Here is a 17,547-nt window from a genome sequence, read left to right on the forward strand (position 1 = left end):
ATATTTAGGGTTTAAGTACAGAAAATTCTATTGCAGAATCTCCATAAATGGTATGTGTTTGTTTTTTAAAATCTTCAGCTTTTGCTTTGTAGATATTAGGCACAAATGTCTGTGGATTTCGATCAATCAACGGAAACCATGTGCTTTGTACCTGTATTTGCATTTTATGACCTTTTAAAAAGGTGTGATTTACATCCTGCAATTTTATAGTAACCGGAGTTTTTGTATTGGGCTCAAAAGGTTTGGGATCTGTAAAGCTTTCGCGAAAGCGACCTCTCATAACTTCACTGCGCACCATCATGAAGTAATTACCCATTTTAAGATACTTCTGCGTCTCTTCATAATCTGGCGCATCTGGTGGATAAACATCTATAACTTTCACCACCCAGTCTGCATCTGTACCGGTTGTTGCAACCTGTAGTTTTGCCATAATATCGCCGCTTAGCGTCATATCTTCATCAAGAACTTCTGTTTCGTAAACCAAAACATCAGGGCGACGCGCTGCAAATCGCTGATCGTCTGTCATGTACTTGCGCGGAGTAAACACCATCTTGATATCTTCAGAATAGGGTACCGGTTTTTGTGGATCGCTGATGAAGGTGTTCTCAAAATCAGGTTCTGCTGCGGTTGCTAATTCCTGATCTTCTCCTAAATAGAAAGTCTTTTGAGTAACAGCTTTTGGTGGCCATTGTGTAAACGTTTCCCACTCGCGTTTACCGGTGTCATACATCATGGCTTCGGGCAAACCGCTTTCTCCTTTACCACCTTCTTTTAAGAAGTGATTGAAGAATTTTGTTTCTACATTTTGCTGAAAATCACGTGAGATATTATCGCCAAAATAAACATTTCCTATCGCTTGCCTTTCATTATCGCGTGCCCAGTCACCGTGACTCCAGGGGCCGTAAACTATGGTATTATAATTTTTACTGGTTTCTTCAATTTTCTCATACGTATTAAACGGGCCATATAAATCCTCAGCATCAAAAAGTCCGCCTACGATCATAACCGCTGGTTTAATATCTTTTAAATACTGAATGATTCCGCGGCTTTGCCAGAACTCATCATAATTAGGATGATCTTTAAACTGTTGCCAGAAAATATTGTCTTCTTTGTAATATTTGTCAAGATTTGTCAAAGGCCCTTCATCAAGAAAAAACTGATATTGATCTTCGCTAGGCAAATCAGGAAATTTGTACCACGCTTCTTTTACAGGCTCATCTTTCATATAACCAAACAAAGAAATCGCTCTCCAGTAACTTTCTAAAAACGCCCCGTTGTGGTGAAAATCGTCAAAAAAGAAATCAGAAATGCAAGCTTGTGGCGAAACCGCTTTTAACGCGGGATGCTCACTTAACAATGCATAAGTCGCGTAAAAACCGGGATATGAAATTCCCCAGATACCCACATTACCATTGTTGTTATCTACATTTTTTACCAGCCAATCTATAGTGTCATAAGTATCACTCGCTTCATCAGTTTGTTTACCTTTTTTATTAGGAATATAAGGGCGCATATTATCATACGTTCCCTCGCTATTCCACCGGCCGCGCACATCCTGCTGCACAAAAATATTACCTTCTTCTACCAGATATTTATTAGGCCCAATGCGATTTTTATAGACATTTTCGCCATAAGGCTGACAACTATAAGGAGTACGCATCATCAGGATTGGGTACTTCTTAGATTTATCTTTAGGAGAATAGATCGTGGTGTGCAGCAAAATCCCGTCACGCATTTTGATCTTAACCTCTTGTTTGTCATAATGAGATTTGACAAATTCAAGATCCTGTGCCTGTACGTTAAAGCAGCAAACAATGGCAAACAAGACCAGAAGTTTCAAGTAATTTTTCATATCAGTTTTTAAATTTGGTTATTCCTTCATCAAGCCAGGCGGCATACGTGTCAACATCTGGAGTATATCCTATTGGGTCGAGAAGGGGTTTTTCATCAAGATCGAGCAGCACATAATAAGGCTGGGCGTTTGCACCGTAATTTTTTATCTGGAAATCACTCCATTTATTACCTATGGTTTTTATACGTTTTCCGGTGGTTTTGCTGGTATATTGGTCAGTTTCCGGCAAGTCTTCCTGCGCATCAACATACAGCGAAATCAAGACTACATCATTTTTAAGTTTGCCTAAAACCTGCGGTTCTCCCCAAACTCGCTCTTCCATTTTACGGCAATTAACGCACGCATAACCTGTAAAATCGAGTAAAACCGGTTTTTTATTAGCTTTCGCGAAAGCTAAACCTGCATCGTAATCTGTAAAAGCGACAATGTCATGAGCACCTAATTCTGCATGTTCAGGAAAATCATCATCTGAAGCAATTCCACCTAAAGTTTTTGTGTAGCCTACGCCATAAGGAGCCTCGCTATAATTCATAGGCGGCGGGAAACCACTAATAAGTTTTAGAGGTGCTCCCCAAAGCCCGGGGATTAAATAGATCGTAAATGTGAGAACGATTAGGCCAAAAACTAAACGACCCACCGAAATGTGTTTTAGATCAGAATCATGAGGAAGTTTGATCTTCCCAAATAAATAAAGCGCTAAAACGCCAAAAACAGCGATCCAGATGGCAATAAATACTTCACGTTCCAGCCAATGCGCCTGCAAAACAAGATCTGCATTTGAAAGAAATTTAAAAGCCAAAGCCAGTTCCAAAAAGCCAAGCACCACCTTAACCGAATTAAGCCACCCGCCAGAACGGGGCAGCGAATTCATCCAACCCGGGAAAAGAGCAAAAAGCCCAAAAGGAATCGCAATTGCCGACGAAAATCCCAGCATACCAATAATGGGCGCGATACCTCCTTTTGATGCAGCTTCAACCAGCAAAGTCCCTACAATAGGTCCTGTACAACTAAAAGAAACAATTGCCAGAGCAAGCGCCATAAAAAAGATGCCTACAATACCGCCGCGGTCTGCCTGTTTATCTACCACATTTGCCCAGGAATTAGGCAACATGATCTCAAAAGCACCAAAAAATGAGCTGGCAAAAACTATAAGAAGCGCAAAGAAAATTAGGTTAAACCAGACATTTGTAGCCAGGGCATTAAGCGCATCTGCCCCAAAGATTGCGGTGACAATCGTACCCAGTAAAACATAAATCACCACGATAAAAATCGCGTAAAGAATGGCGTTGCGCTTTCCTTTTATTTTATCTGTGCTGCGTTTTGTAAAATAACTCACCGTCATGGGAATCATTGGGAAAACGCATGGCGTTAATAATGCTGTAAGTCCGGCTAAAAATGAAACCAGAAAAAGCGTTAATAATCCGCGTTTTTCATGCTTTTCATTCACTTTTTCAGGAGAAGGAATCGCTGCTACTTTGACCGAATTAGTTTTGTCTTCGGCGCCATAAGCTTCAAATTCAGAATAATCCTTATAAATCGTTGCTTTTTCACTTTTAAGGTCAAAAACAACATAAAATTCCTGATTTATACAGACATCTTTACAAACCTGATACGAGATTTGTGCCTTTACAAAAGAGGTTTTTGGGTCTTTTAAGGCGATTTTTTGGGTTAGAATGGCCTTTTCTGAAAAGAAAATTTCGTCAACATTAAAAACATCGCTAAACTCTGTTATCGTCTCACTTTCTTTTGTGGGGCCGTCAAGATTGTAAATATCAGGCTGACCCAGAAATTCTAATTCAAATGGCAACGGACCACCATCTGGAGTAAATTGAGAATAAATATGCCAGTCTTTTTCTATTTCGGCACTAAAAATAAGATTGTATTCGGTATCTGAAATTTTCTCTACACTTCCCTCCCATTCTACCGGGTCGTAGATCTTCCCTTTTTGTGTAAATGATTGTGCGTGTATGGCATAACTCCCAATAAGAAGAAATGCAAGAAGAAATTGTTTAAACATAAGTTGCTGTAAATTTTAGCAAATTTTGGGCGCCCGGTTTCACTTTATAACGCTCATCTGTACGATGACCTACCACCCAAATTATATCTTTGCCGCTGCAAAGTAACCAGGTATTTTCTTTATCTAAGGTTGAGAATTTTTCATCTTTAAAAAATTTGCTCACCTTCTTTTTCCCGCGCATCCCAAAAGGATAAAAATAGTCGGCTTCCTGCCATTTTCTTAAGATAAGCGGGTATTTTAACATTTCTTTATCAAAAATCGCTGTCGTATTTTCAACGTTCAAAATCGAATCAACCACCTCGATTGAGAGGTTTATATTTTCTATCTCAAAATGATTAACGTTCTCATCAAGCTTAAAGGTATTTATGGTTCCTCCTTTTTCTTCTGTAAGCAGTAAAAAGTCACGGTCTTTAATCAACCGGTAACTTCCTGACGAAATGTATTTGCCAGACTGCGCATTTAACAACTCATAAATATCATCCCAAGCCGTAAAATCAAAATCCTTGAGCAATTGATAAAGCACCGCTTTTGTGTTTGGCACTTCTTTTAAAGCCGAAATATTAAGTTGGTAACCTTTAAAAGTTTCAGTTACTATTTTTGAATATAAAAGCGCTGTATAATCCTGAAGTAAAGTAGCACTTTCCTGCAGGTGCTTTTGAGTTTTGGCAAATTGCTCTAAAAACTGCGGAGCACCTTCTTCAAGTGGCGGAATCACATGATGCCGAATATGATTACGCAAATATTTATCTGAAAAATTGCTGCTGTCTTCCCGCCATTCTATGTTATTTTCTGAAATAAATTGATCGATTTGCTTTCGCGAAAACGGTAAAAATGGCCTTAAAATCCGATTAATTTGTACCGGAATTCCGGTTAAGCCATCAAGCCCGGAAGCTCTGTTTATATTGATCAAAAAGGTTTCCAGATCGTCCTGAGCATGGTGAGCCGTTAGAACATAATCGTAATTAAGCGAACTGCTAAGCTCTTCAAACCAGGCGTACCGCAATTCGCGCGCTGCCATTTGTACAGAAATGCCTTCTGCTGCAGCAAAACCTTCGGTATCAAAGCGCTGGGTGAAAACTTCGATGTCAAATTTCTCACCCAGCTCTTCTACAAACACGGCATCACCGTCGCTTTCTGCAGCACGCAGGTTAAAGTTACAATGGGCAATAGCGAAATTAAGCCGCAGTTCATGCAGCAAATAAACCAATGCTACACTGTCGCGACCACCACTTACGGCAACTAAAAATTTAGATTGTTGCAAAAACGGAAATCGCTGCTCTATGTGATTTTTAAAGGCTTCTTTCATTGTTGCTCAAAGATACAAGAGAAAAAAGATTTAGGAAGTGGGAAATGAAATATGTTGAAGGTGGGAAGTGGGAAGTGGGAAGTTAAACGAAAATACAAATATGAAATCCTATGTCATACTGAGCCTGTCGAAGTAAAAAAATATTGCGCCAAAGACATCGTCATGCTGAATTCATTTCAGCATCGCACTTGCTGTTCAGACTTCTTGATGCGACCTAACGATAATCTACTCCAAAACCTCACGCATAGCTTTCGCTTTCAGCAAACATTCTTCATATTCCTTTTCCGGTATTGATTGTGCGGTGATTGCGCTACCTACTGAAAAAGAAATGTAGTTCTTCTGCGCGTTGTACAAAATACTGCGAATTACCACATTAAAGTCAAAATCGCCCTGTGGCGTAAAATATCCCACAGAACCGCTGTATAATCCGCGTTTTGAGACTTCCAGTTCTTCTATAATTTGCATCGCTGAAAGTTTAGGCGCACCGGTCATACTGCCCATGGGGAAAGTGGTTTCTAGTATTTCGACAGGATCAATATTTTCCGGTACTTGCGATGTTATGGTGCTAATCATTTGATGCACCTGTTTAAATGAATAAACCCCGCATAATTCTTCAACCTGCACGCTTCCTTTTAAGGCCGTTCTTGACAAATCGTTGCGCACCAGGTCTGTTATCATGATATTTTCGGTGCGCTCTTTGGGGTCTGCTTCTAATGCTTTCGCGAAAGCGGAATCTTCTTCTTTATTTTCACTTCTGGGAGCTGTTCCCTTTATGGGCTGACTTATAATTTTATCACCCACCTTTTTTAAATAACGTTCTGGAGATGAGCATAGCAAATAATTGTCGTCGAACTTGAAAAAACTGGCAAAAGGTGCCAAAGAAATGGCATTTAAGTGCCTAAAAGTAGCCACTGGATTTATTTTACCATTTGCATAAAATTCCTGGCAAAAATTGGCTTCATAAATATCACCGCGATGAATATGATCAAGCATTTTTGTAACCCGAGCGTGATAATCATCTTTATGAATACGCAGTTTTACTTTGAGATTTTCAGCTTTTTTATCCGATTTTTGCGCTGTTTTAGTCGATTTTATCGATTGCCAATCGGTTTTAATTTCATGAGCAACTTCAGGCAAATAGTGAAAACTGAGAATATTCTCGTGAATAAGAAACAACTTTTTAGGCTGAAAGAAAAAGAGATCAGGAAAATCGAGTTCGTCATGATTATTAGACTGCAAATCTTCTAATTCATTCTTAAGATCGTAACCCAAAAAGCCCAAAATAAAATCTTCAGTTTGAGATCTATATTGCGCAAGAGCGTCAAAATTGTCTTTTGAAGTGGCATGCAACGAACTTTTTGCATCAACGCCGAGAAGAAATGTAAAACTGCTGTATTTATCTAAAGAATTGTTTGAATCTAGTAGGCAAACTTCATTAAACTGCTGCGCCCAGAGCAAAAGCTGAAGCTTGATCGCATCGATATTTTCAATCGTAAAATTTTGAATGCTGCGCATAAGGCGGCAAAATTACCATATTTAAGGTATTAAAATAAAGAAACCGTTCTATCATATAGATAAAACGGTTTCTCAATTTCCAAAAGAGGTTTTTATCAAACGTTTTGAAAATAAAATTATATTATGCTAATTACATTTTTTCAATTTCAGAACGAAGTTCTGATTTTGTTTTGCCGGTTTTTTCTTCAAGACGGCCTAACATTTCGTCAAATTTACCTTCAGCAAAAGTAGAATCGTCATCTGTGACCTTACCATACTTTTGTTTGAATTTACCTTTTACTTGTTTCCACTTTCCTTCTATTTCCTGATTGTTCATAATTTGATTTTTTATTGTTAATTATAATACTCTAAATTACCAGAAACAATTTTCAATATGCCCCAAAGAAATGCCAATGTTTTTCGCGGCAGCGTTAATTTTGCTTAAAATTGCCTACTTTAAAATATTATTATGGAAAAAGTGATCCTGCTCATGTCTACTATTCTTCTTTTTGCCTGTAAGCCGGGTGTAAAAAAAGACGAGGCACATTTTACTGCTAATGATAAAAGCACCACGACTTATTATATAATAAGACATGCAGATAAAGACACGACAGCTTCTGCCGGTAATGATCCCGCACTTACTGAGCAAGGTGAGGCCAGAGCCCAATTCTGGGCAGAGCATTTAAAAAATGTTGATTTTGATGCAGTTTACAGCACAGATTTTAACCGTACGCGCAGCACTGCAAAACCTACCGCAGAAAAAAACGGATTAGAAATTACGTATTACAATCCTTCTTCGCTTTACAGCGAAAAATTTCTTGACGAGACCGCCGGTAAAAACGTATTGATCGTGGGTCATAGCAATACAATTACTTATCTCACTAATAAACTTATAGGCAAAGAGCGCTATAAAGAAATAGACGAATCTGTTTATGGAAATCTATACGTTGTGTCTATTAAAAATGGTCGTGCGCGAGCAGAACTGAAGAATCTTAACAATTGGGACAAGAAGAAACAGTAATATCTTTAAGTTCAATCTTAGAGAGCAGTTCTAGTTTACCTTCCTCAAATAAAGAGTCAAGATCTTTAAGAGGTGGGCACTGTTCTTCCGGTTTAAAATTGTTATAATCTACAAACCGCACACCGTTTATAACTCGTGTATTATAAGCTTCGCGAAAGCGTGTACCACCTTCATTAACCTGATAATTATAAGCAAGATAATCTACGGTAAAGTCGGTTTTATTGATCCAGTACATATATTCATCCTGAAAATCTTCACCGCCGCCCTGCTCATCAAAAGTCACCTTGATCTCGTAGTAATCCTTTCCTTTAATAGAAGATTCACCCAGAAGTTCTTTATGCACAGATGGTGAATCCAGACCATAAGGCAACATAGCAAAATAGTGAACAGAGTTCACAGAACCTGCGTAACTTGTACTTAGAGAATCAGGAAGCTTAATAGTTTTGCTCTGTTCAAAACGCGTAAAACCATCATTTGTGACCACATCCTTAATGCTGCTGCAATCTGGATCTGTACAGCTCATAAGTTGATAACTTCCCTCCTGTCTCACGGCTCTATAATATTTATCTCTAAAGCGAAATGTTACTTTAGCATTGTCTACAATATCACCACCAGATTTTTGTATAGTTGTTGTAATGATTTTTACAGCTTCGCTCTGTTCAGTATTTGAATTACAGGAAGTAAAGCTTACTACGATTGCTACTATAAAAAGGAAGGGAAAGGTTACTTTTTTAAATATCATTGAGCTGTTTTTTCTAAAGTATTTGTCGGCTGTTTTTTAAAATAATAATACCAGATCGTAAAAATAAACAGTATTTCTGCAATTATAGAAAGAATAGAACCTTCAAAACCAAAAGCGCCACCATTAAATGTATTGGCTTCTGCGATCTTAAATTCTACAAGCGAGTAAAAATCCTGCCCGCTCACATTAAAACCAAGCAACGACTGAAAGAAATTCCAACCCAGATGTAAACCAATGGGAAACCACAAATTCTTAGTGTAGATGTACGAAATTCCTAAAAGGATTCCCGCCAGAAAAAGATCAATAAAACTAAACAGATCCATATTGGGATTTGCCAGATGCATTGACGCAAATAGCAATGAAGAGATTACAAGCGCCACATATTTATTAAAACTGATCATTAAATTACGCAGAATATAACCCCGCAACAGCACTTCTTCTAGCACCGCCACACTTACAAAAAGTAAGACAGACAGCAGTAATTGAATTCCGTCATAGAAAAAATTGGTAAAATTTATCTCATTAAATGCGATCAGGATCAGGAAACCTATGATCATAATTACGCCGCCGCCTAGCACGCCAACGAAGAATTCTTTTAATCTGTCTTTTATTTGAAAACCTAGTTCTACAAAAGGAAGCCTGTCTACATACCGCATAAAAAGCCACAAAGTAAGTAACGTGGCGGCCAGTGTTAAATAAGAGCCATAAACTTCTCTAAAAACATTCTCTTTATCAGCAGAGTCGCCAAACTCATATCCCGCCAGACCATAACCTATCAGCTGAAAAATGGCTATAATTAAAATATAAGGAATAATTAAAAGTAAAATGTAAATCCACCCGCGGTGTTTGGTTTTCATAAATCTAAAATTTTGAAAGCTGCTTTTTTAACTTTCTGCTTAAGGTGAGCGAAAAATAGTATTTTTGTATAACCTATGAATCAGAACACGATAAATATAAAGAACAAGCGTGCGCGCTTTGAATACGAGATACTCGATAAATATGTCACAGGCATCAAACTTGCCGGTACAGAAATAAAGTCTATTAGAGAAGGTAAAGCCTCTATCGCAGAGAGTTTTTGTGAATTTAATAATAATGAGCTGTTCATTATAAATATGACCATTCAGGAATATTCTCACGCGACTTATTTTAATCATGATCCTAAAAGTGCGCGTAAATTGTTGCTCAACCGTCGCGAACTTAACAAACTTGAGAAAGAAGTAAAGAATAGCGGACTGACAATTGTGCCGCTAAAAATGTTTCTTAATGATCGCGGACTGGCAAAACTGGAGATCGCTCTGGCGAAAGGAAAAAAATTATACGACAAGCGGGAAACCATCAAAGATCGAGACAGCAAGCGTAATCTAAGCCGAATAAAAAAGGCATTCAACAATTAGATTTTAGCTAAAAATCGACTTCTTTTAACCCGATTTTCCTCCTTATTTTACCGATAATTCAAGAACCTCGGCGCAAGCTCGAGATGTACGAGTCGGAAATTCATTATTCATTTTGAGGCATCGATAAATATTGGGAGGGGAAATTAACCCTTTAGAGGGTTTGGCTGCAACTTTTATAATGTTGCTCAAGTCTTTACTTGTAAATTTAGCAACATGATCAAAAAACTACTTTTCATTTTCATCCTGCTCTTAAGTTTTCAAAATCAGGCGCAGATTACGGGTGAAATTACTTCTACAACAGGCGAACCTTTGTCGTATGTGAATATTTACATTCAGAATTCTCGCAAAGGTACGACCTCTAACGACACTGGAAATTATCGTTTAAACATAGATAAAACCGGAAATTATACGGTGGTTTTTCAGTTTCTGGGTTTTAAGACCAAAAATGTAGATGTTGCGGTTGATGAATTTCCTTTTACATTAAATGTCGAGCTTGAAGAAGAAATTACTTCGCTTGATGAAGTAATGGTAAATTCTAATGAAAATCCCGCAGATCGCATCATTCGTAAAGTGATAGAAAGCAAGGCAAGCATTCTTGAAAAGCGAAAAGCCTACACCGCAGATTTCTACTCTCGCGGAACTTATCGCGTAAAAGATCTCCCAGAAAAAATACTGGGTCAGGAAATAACAGATATTGGCCCCGGTCTTGATTCTACCCGCAGCGGGATTATTTATTTAAGCGAGACTATTTCTAAAATCGCCTACCGCGCTCCAGATGATTTTAAAGAAAAGATAACCGCCAGCAAAGTGAGCGGCGACGATAATGGTTTTAGTTTTAATAGCGCCCGTGAAGCTAATTTTTCGTTTTACGATAACACGCTCGAGATAAATACGCAGCTCGTCTCCCCTATCGCAAACAACGCTTTTAATTATTACCGCTACAAGTTGGAAGGTTCTTTTTACGAAGGCAGTAAATTGATAAATAAAATCAAGGTCACACCCAGGCGCGCAAACGATCGTGTCTTTAACGGCTACGTTTATGTGGTAGAAGATGACTGGCAATTATACGGTGTAGAACTCAATACAACCGGCGCTGCGATACAGGTTCCGTTTATAGAAAACCTGCTTATAAAGCACACTTTTCAGCTAAATGAGGAGGAAAATCTCTGGGTTAAAAAAGTGCAGACCATCGATTTTAAGTTCAAACTTTTCAGTTTTCAGGGCGACGGGAGGTTTTCTGCCGTGTACAGCAATTACGATTTTAGTCCGCGATTTGATGAGAAAGATTTCAGTAATGAAGTGCTCAGTTTTGTTGAAAATGCCAATAAAAAAGACAGCTTATACTGGCAAAAGATAAGGCCAATCCCGCTCACGCTTGAAGAGCGAAAAGATTATGTGCTAAAAGACAGTTTACAGATCGTGCGCAAGTCTAAAAAATACTTTGATTCGGTCGATAATAGGCACAATAAAGTCGGTTTTTTAGATCCCATAATGGGTTATTCTTATACAAATACGTACGAGCGCTGGCGCTTGAGTTACGATGGGCCGCTGGATCAAACAAGTTTTAACACCATTCAGGGATTTAACAGCAGCGCCGGCATTTCGTATTCCAGTTGGGAAGAAGATTATAAAAGTAGTTTTTACGCTTTCGCGAAAGCGAACTATGGCCTAGATGATGACCGACTGCGATTCACCAGCGGAATCACAAAAAGATTTAACCGCTCAAACCGAAGCACGCTGAGTCTGGCCGGCGGACAAAAAGTAGAACAATTTAATGCTACAGAGCCTATTTCTCCATTGGTAAACAGTCTGGCTACGCTTTTTTGGGAACGGAATTATCTAAAAGCATATGACCTTACTTTTGCGCGGGCAGCTTACAGCGAAGAAGTTTCTAATGGAATCCTATTATTTGCGCGTGCCGGTTATGAAAAGCGACAGGGACTTTTTAATACTACAGATCAAACGGTTTTTCCGAAAGATGAGATAGCGTACTCTTCTAATAATCCGCTGGCTCCGGCTGATTTCAATACTACCGCTATCGATAATCACGATCTGGGGAAACTCGATCTTGTCGCGAATATCACTTTTGACCAGAAATACATGAGTTACCCTGATGGGAAATTCAATATTGGTGAGTCAAAATATCCCATGCTTTCGCTTGCAGTAGAGCAAGGTTTTGCAGCATCAAATGGTGATTATAATTTCACCCGTTTTGGTGCAGGATTAACACAGCAAATTGATGTGGCAAACAAAGGAAGTTTCTCCTACAGCCTAAAAGGCGGAACTTTTACGCACGGCGATAATATAAGCTTTGTAGATTATAAACACTTTAGCGGCAACCAGACGCATGTGAATCTTAATAGCGATTATTTACAGCGGTTTAATTTGCTGCCTTACTATGACTTTAGCACCAATAAAAGCTATTTTGAAGGGCACATTCAGCATAATTTTAAAGGTTTTATTCTGGGCAAAATTCCCGCTTTGCGCGCACTTAATTTTAACCTGATAGGTGGCGCGCATTTTTTAAGCACTGTAAATAACAAACCTTATTCTGAACTTTCTGTGGGAATAGATAATCTTGGTTTTGGGAAATTCAGATTTCTTAGGGTTGATTATGTACGCTCTTTTTATAATGGAAGCAGTGACGGCGGTTTTATGTTTGGAATTAGTTTTTAGTTCTGCTGCATCATTGAGAAAGAATTTTTAAATTTCTGTTTTAAAAAACCAACCATTACTTCTTGCTTAGATGAAAACTACTAAACCCTCTCTTCTTATTCTGATTATTGCAATTGTTTGCTTTTCCTGCACCGAGGACAAAACCATAAATCTGACAAAAATGGATGGCTTTCCACCCGATTTTATGGGTTGCAGCTGCTATTTTGCGGAAAATGAAACCGATTTTAAAGCGCAGCAATTCATCTATGTAGATAGTTATGAAAGCAACCCGGCTTATATTTCAGTAGATAATAAAGTCATAGAATTGGGCGATGACACAGAAGGTTATGAAGTGAAGTTTGAAATAACCGATTCTGTGCAACTCGATACAGAATTATGGCATAAAGAAGGAACTGTTACTATAACAGACAGTACTGGCGCTATGGTGACAAGATCAATTTATGGGGAGTGCGGCTGCTAAAATTATACGATATGAAAAAACTATACTCTGCAATTTTCACGATTTTAACCCTACTCTTAATTACAAGTTGTAAAAGTGAGTCGGTTGACATGGAAATAAATGTAGAAGAACTCACCATTGCAAAAATTCACGAGGCTTATAAAAGCGGTGAATTCACTGCCGAAGATCTCGTAAACGCATATCTCAACAGAATAAAAGAACTCGATACGTTTACAAATGCCATCACTGCCATTAACCCTAAAGCGATTAAACTCGCAAAACAAAGTGACTCCTTATTTAAAGAGACAGGGAATCTAAAACCGTTACAGGGAATTCCCATTCTGGTTAAAGACAATATAAATGTGCAAGGATTGCCCACAACGGCTGGTTCTTTAGCGTTACAAGATTACATTCCGGAAAAGGACGCTTTTATCATTAAAAAGTTAAAAGATGCCGGTGCCATAATTCTGGCAAAAACTAACATGGCAGAATGGGCTTTCAGCCCTATGCATACCGAAAGTTCGACGGCGGGAACAACGCATAATCCGTACAACCTTGATTATGTACCCGCAGGATCAAGTGGAGGAACAGCTGCTGGAGTTGCAGCCAATTTTGCCGTGATAGGTCTGGGTACAGATACGGGTAATTCTATACGTGGCCCTTCTTCGCACTGCGATCTGGTAGGTTTTAGAACAACTTTGGGCTTGATAAGCCGAAGCGCGATAGTTCCGCTTTATTTGCGCAATGACGTTGTTGGCCCAATGGGAAGAACAGTTACAGACGCTACAAAAGTGCTAGAAGTTATGGCCGGTTATGATCCTACAGACTCTATTACTGCGCATTCAGATGGAAATATACCGGAAAATTATACCCAATTCTTACAAAAAAACGGACTAAAAGGAGCGAAAATCGGTGTTTTAAGCCATCTTTTTGGCGACGATACAGATCCTGAAATAGTGACTTTATTCAACAAAGCAATGAAAGATATTGATTCGTTGGGCGCTGAAATTATTCCAAATGTGGTGATTCCAGATTTTGACGAACTGCGACAAGATCAATGGTGTTCTGCTTTTAAAACTGATCTTGAGAATTTTCTTTCCACGTATGTGAAAAACGATACGATCAAAACAATTAAAGATGTAATACGAATTGGTACAAATTCAGACTTTGCCCGTCAACGGCTTACTTCTTCCGCAGAAAGCGAAGAAGGGAGATATGGTCATCCTGAAACGCCTTGTCTCAATGCTTATCATGATGAGCGCCGCATTGCCTTTCGCGAAGCTATAGAAAAAGTAATGGACTCGCTTCAACTTGACGCTTTGGTGTATCCTACCTGGCGCAACAAACCGGCTCATATCGCCAATTTTCAGGAAGAGTATAAAGGTGATAATAGTCAGATAATCGCGCCACATACCGGTCAGCCGGCTTTTACTGTTCCTATGGGTTTCTCTGGTGATAATTTGCCTGCAGGAATTCAGTTTTTAGGCAGAATGTTCAGCGAGCCAACTCTTATTAAACTTACATACGCTTATGAGCAAGGGACGGATCACAGAAAGCCGCCGGTAATAGAATAGGAAAGTAACTATTTAAGTCAATAAACTGGCTGATAATTGTTTATATGTTAAAAATGACTACCTTTTACTACGTAATCAGCAACTCAAAATTCTCAAGCTGATGACATAAATAGTAGTTCTTATCATGAAACAATTCTCTCTCCTCCTATTCCTTTTTGCAACTCCATTATTCATTTTTAGCCAGCAAATAAGCGTAGTAACCCAACTCGAAAACAGCATTAATGAAACATCAGGATTGCTGTTTTTAAATGGAAAAACAATCACCCACAATGATTCTGGTGGCCAGGCGGCCCTTTATGAGATTGATGTTACCACAGGAAATGTAAACAGAACGGTTACCGTTACAAATGCGACAAATGTAGATTGGGAAGATATTACCCAGGACGAGAATTATATTTATGTAGGGGATTTTGGAAACAATAACGGCACTCGAAAAAACCTGAAAATCTATAAAATTTCAATTCAGGACTATCTTAATACTCCTGATGAAAAGGTTACCGCAGAGATGATCAACTTTAATTATACAGACCAAACTGATTTTACTTCAAGTCAATATGCAACCAATTTTGATGCTGAAGCTTTGATCGCCTATGAAGATCATTTGTACATTTTTACCAAGAACTGGGGAGACCAGAAAACAAATATTTATGAAGTATCAAAAAATCCCGGCACTTACACCGCAGATAAAATTGATACGATCAATACTAACGGCTTAATAACCGGAGCAGATTTTAATCCGCTTACGCACAAAATAGTTTTAACGGGATATTCGCTGATTTTTCCCTTTGTGGTGGAGTTATTTGACTATTCTGATGGATTATTTTCTAACGGAACCGTAAAAAAATATTCAGCTTCTAATTTGGGCGGCAATTCATTTCAGATAGAAGGCGTAGCAGCTATCTACAAATTGAATTACTACATTTCTGGTGAAAAGAACGATTACGGCAGGCCGGCGTTGTATAAACTTACAGTGTTAGATGATGCTCAACCGCCGGTAGAAACGCAATTAGAAATCAATATTAATTTTCAAAATGCTGCCACATCTGTACCTGAAAATTATCTGGCTGATACGGGTTCCGCTTATAGCGAAAAAGACAATGGTTACACATATGGATGGTTGGCTAAGGATGATCTGCAACCCCTTGATCTTTCTAAAAATACGCGAAATAGAAATTTGAATAGTTTATCAACGCTTGATAATACGCTGCTTCATATGCAATATGGCGATACCGGCGGCACCAGCGGAACAGCCACAACAGGTATCTGGGAAATCGATCTTGCTACGGGGTTTTATGAAATACAAGTGACTGCTGGCGATGGCACAATTGATGGCCCGGGTTCAACACCTTCTCACACCATTAATGCCGAAGGAGTCAACGTGATCTATAATTATATTCCATCAGGATCGCCCGGTTCTAACACTCGTTTTAAAACCGGAAAAGCAATTGTTTTGGTTACAGATGGTAAACTTACAATAGATGCTGAAGGTGGTTTTAATACTAAAATTGATTACTTATCTATTAAAAAAGTAGATGAGCCAGCTCCTGTTCCAGAAATAGCTTCCGCCTTTATTAATTTCGCAACAGCGACAGATACACCACCAGATGGCTATATGACTGACTCTGGTCTGGGATTTGCAAACCAGGGAAATGGAGCAAGTTATGGGTGGCTTAACAAAGTAACTTTACAACCTGTTGACCTTTCAAAAAACACCCGAAATCGTAGTAAAATCGGCGTTTCTGCACTAAAAAACACCCTTTTACACATGCAATACGACGATGTAGGCGGCAGCAGTGGCGTTACAATAGAAGGTGTATGGGAAATTGCGCTTCAGGATGGATTTTATAAAGTTGAAGTAGGCGTAGGTGATGCTGCTATTGATGGCGCAGGAACTACACCATCACATACAATTAATGCTGAAGGAGTTAATTTAATTAATGCGTTTGTTCCATCTGGTGCTGCGGGATCTGCTACAAGATTTGCTACAGGAACTACAATTGTTGAAGTGCTCGACGGCAGATTAACAATAGATGCAGAGGGCGGTTTTAATACCAAGATAAATTATATAAATGTAATACCCGTAGACGCTCCCGCTCCTACTTCTGAGGTTAGCTGGGCAATGATAAATTTCTCTCTTAGTACAGATACAGCTCCAGATGGTTATCTGATAGATTATGGTCTTGGCTTTGCCACCCGGGAAAACGGCGCAGCGTATGGCTGGCTAAGTAAAGAAAATCTACTGCCGCTGGATCTTTCAAAAAATACCAGAAATCGCAATAAAAGTGGACTTTCATTATTAGAAAACACGTTGCTACATATACAATATAATAATGTAGGTGGCGCTAGCGGAATCCCCACAGAAGGCATATGGGAAATACAAGTTGTAAACGGTACTTACCAGGTTGAAGTTAGTGTAGGCGACGCTGCAATTGACGGGCCCGGCACAACACCGTCACACTCAATAAATGTAGAAGGTGTAAATCTTATAAATGCATATGAACCTTATGGAGCTGTAGGGTCTGAAACGCGATTTAAAACCGGGACTAAAAATGTTGAGGTTAACGATGGCAGATTAACGGTTGATGCTGAGGGCGGATTTAATACCAAAATAAATTACATTAAAATTAGTCCGGCAGATGCGACAACAAAAGAACAATTAACTGTCAATGAATTCACATCTAAATTAAACGAGATCAAACTATATCCTAACCCCGCTTCGTCATTTTTAGATATTAGTTATACAAACGCCCATAAACCTTTAACAAACCTGGATATTTATGATTTGAGAGGACAAAAGATATTAAGTTTTTCACCTCAGTTTTCTAGTTCAAAGCAAACATATTCTATATCTCTGGATGGCCTAAGCAATGGTATATACATGATACAGGCGTCTACTAAAAATTCAATGGTTTTCACCAAAAAGCTCATAGTTGCTAATCGGTAAAATCTAGTACAAAAGTTTATTCATCTATAGCTTTCTGCATTCTGCCTAAAATAAAAGTAGCGTCTGTAGTCTTCAGGTATTTTTACTG

At 38.7% G+C, this 17,547-nt stretch carries 13 protein-coding genes; 6 read left to right on the plus strand and 7 right to left on the minus strand.

Annotated elements, in window-relative coordinates; translation table 11 throughout:
* Positions 1-4: 4 nt before the first annotated feature.
* From ACH3O9_RS18600 to ACH3O9_RS18620, 5 genes are all read right to left on the minus strand, one after another.
* Positions 5-1,852, minus strand: a complete 1,848-nt coding sequence (locus tag ACH3O9_RS18600; protein ID WP_416442983.1) for a CocE/NonD family hydrolase — start codon at positions 1,850-1,852, stop codon at positions 5-7.
* 1 nt (position 1,853) lies between these two features.
* Positions 1,854-3,869, minus strand: a complete 2,016-nt coding sequence (locus ACH3O9_RS18605) for a protein-disulfide reductase DsbD family protein (protein WP_416442985.1) — start codon at positions 3,867-3,869, stop codon at positions 1,854-1,856.
* Entirely contained in the window at positions 3,862-5,175 is a 1,314-nt protein-coding gene (tilS, locus tag ACH3O9_RS18610) for a tRNA lysidine(34) synthetase TilS (protein ID WP_416442987.1), read from the minus strand. The genes ACH3O9_RS18605 and tilS overlap by 8 nt, the downstream gene beginning before the upstream one ends.
* A gap of 225 nt (positions 5,176-5,400) precedes the next feature.
* The gene (pabB, locus tag ACH3O9_RS18615) at positions 5,401-6,690 is read right to left on the minus strand and encodes an aminodeoxychorismate synthase component I (RefSeq protein WP_416442989.1); all 1,290 of its coding nucleotides are present in this window, start codon (positions 6,688-6,690) and stop codon (positions 5,401-5,403) included.
* 130 nt (positions 6,691-6,820) lie between these two features.
* A complete protein-coding gene (locus ACH3O9_RS18620; RefSeq protein WP_416442991.1) occupies positions 6,821-7,006 on the minus strand; it encodes a CsbD family protein in 186 nt (61 codons plus the stop codon).
* Positions 7,007-7,138: 132 nt separating this feature from the next.
* On the opposite strand from ACH3O9_RS18620, the gene ACH3O9_RS18625 reads away from it, so the two are divergent.
* Positions 7,139-7,690 carry a SixA phosphatase family protein gene (locus tag ACH3O9_RS18625; RefSeq protein WP_416442993.1) on the plus strand — a complete coding sequence of 184 codons (552 nt, stop codon included), beginning with the start codon at positions 7,139-7,141 and terminating at the stop codon, positions 7,688-7,690.
* Here ACH3O9_RS18625 and ACH3O9_RS18630 read toward each other — a convergent pair.
* Both ACH3O9_RS18630 and ACH3O9_RS18635 read right to left on the minus strand, forming a co-directional pair.
* Positions 7,662-8,432, minus strand: coding sequence for a DUF6503 family protein (locus tag ACH3O9_RS18630; protein ID WP_416442995.1), 771 nt, complete (start codon positions 8,430-8,432; stop codon positions 7,662-7,664). The two genes, ACH3O9_RS18625 and ACH3O9_RS18630, sit on opposite strands and share 29 nt — an antisense overlap.
* Positions 8,429-9,289, minus strand: coding sequence for a CPBP family intramembrane glutamic endopeptidase (locus tag ACH3O9_RS18635; RefSeq protein ID WP_416442997.1), 861 nt, complete (start codon positions 9,287-9,289; stop codon positions 8,429-8,431). Before ACH3O9_RS18635 ends, ACH3O9_RS18630 begins: the two co-directional genes overlap by 4 nt.
* A gap of 75 nt (positions 9,290-9,364) precedes the next feature.
* Here ACH3O9_RS18635 and smpB point away from each other — a divergent pair, with 75 nt between their 5' ends.
* The 5 genes from smpB to ACH3O9_RS18660 all read left to right on the plus strand — a co-directional run bounded on the left by smpB (position 9,365) and on the right by ACH3O9_RS18660 (position 17,459).
* Positions 9,365-9,826: an SsrA-binding protein SmpB gene (smpB, locus tag ACH3O9_RS18640; RefSeq protein ID WP_416442999.1), complete on the plus strand. Its 462-nt coding sequence runs from the start codon at positions 9,365-9,367 to the stop codon at positions 9,824-9,826.
* 213 nt (positions 9,827-10,039) lie between these two features.
* Complete coding sequence (locus ACH3O9_RS18645; protein WP_416443001.1) at positions 10,040-12,502, plus strand: DUF5686 and carboxypeptidase regulatory-like domain-containing protein; 2,463 nt, start codon at positions 10,040-10,042, stop codon at positions 12,500-12,502.
* A 160-nt stretch (positions 12,503-12,662) separates the two neighbouring features.
* Entirely contained in the window at positions 12,663-12,962 is a 300-nt protein-coding gene (locus ACH3O9_RS18650) for a hypothetical protein (protein ID WP_416443003.1), read from the plus strand.
* Between the two features lie 11 nt (positions 12,963-12,973).
* A complete protein-coding gene (locus ACH3O9_RS18655) occupies positions 12,974-14,515 on the plus strand; it encodes an amidase (protein ID WP_416443005.1) in 1,542 nt (513 codons plus the stop codon).
* A gap of 124 nt (positions 14,516-14,639) precedes the next feature.
* Positions 14,640-17,459: a T9SS type A sorting domain-containing protein gene (locus ACH3O9_RS18660; protein WP_416443007.1), complete on the plus strand. Its 2,820-nt coding sequence runs from the start codon at positions 14,640-14,642 to the stop codon at positions 17,457-17,459.
* The last annotated feature ends 88 nt before the right edge of the window (positions 17,460-17,547 follow it).

This window comes from Leeuwenhoekiella sp. A16 (genome assembly GCF_047946675.1).
Classification (GTDB): Bacteria; Bacteroidota; Bacteroidia; order Flavobacteriales; family Flavobacteriaceae; genus Leeuwenhoekiella.

Coding starts and splice junctions, on each gene's coding strand:
- ACH3O9_RS18600 (WP_416442983.1), bottom strand. CDS start 1,852: ATGAAAAATTACTTGAAACTTCTGGTCTTGTTTGCCATTGTTTGCTGC.
- ACH3O9_RS18605 (WP_416442985.1), bottom strand. CDS start 3,869: ATGTTTAAACAATTTCTTCTTGCATTTCTTCTTATTGGGAGTTATGCC.
- tilS (WP_416442987.1), bottom strand. CDS start 5,175: ATGAAAGAAGCCTTTAAAAATCACATAGAGCAGCGATTTCCGTTTTTG.
- pabB (WP_416442989.1), bottom strand. CDS start 6,690: ATGCGCAGCATTCAAAATTTTACGATTGAAAATATCGATGCGATCAAG.
- ACH3O9_RS18620 (WP_416442991.1), bottom strand. CDS start 7,006: ATGAACAATCAGGAAATAGAAGGAAAGTGGAAACAAGTAAAAGGTAAA.
- ACH3O9_RS18625 (WP_416442993.1), top strand. CDS start 7,139: ATGGAAAAAGTGATCCTGCTCATGTCTACTATTCTTCTTTTTGCCTGT.
- ACH3O9_RS18630 (WP_416442995.1), bottom strand. CDS start 8,432: ATGATATTTAAAAAAGTAACCTTTCCCTTCCTTTTTATAGTAGCAATC.
- ACH3O9_RS18635 (WP_416442997.1), bottom strand. CDS start 9,289: ATGAAAACCAAACACCGCGGGTGGATTTACATTTTACTTTTAATTATT.
- smpB (WP_416442999.1), top strand. CDS start 9,365: ATGAATCAGAACACGATAAATATAAAGAACAAGCGTGCGCGCTTTGAA.
- ACH3O9_RS18645 (WP_416443001.1), top strand. CDS start 10,040: ATGATCAAAAAACTACTTTTCATTTTCATCCTGCTCTTAAGTTTTCAA.
- ACH3O9_RS18650 (WP_416443003.1), top strand. CDS start 12,663: ATGGATGGCTTTCCACCCGATTTTATGGGTTGCAGCTGCTATTTTGCG.
- ACH3O9_RS18655 (WP_416443005.1), top strand. CDS start 12,974: ATGAAAAAACTATACTCTGCAATTTTCACGATTTTAACCCTACTCTTA.
- ACH3O9_RS18660 (WP_416443007.1), top strand. CDS start 14,640: ATGAAACAATTCTCTCTCCTCCTATTCCTTTTTGCAACTCCATTATTC.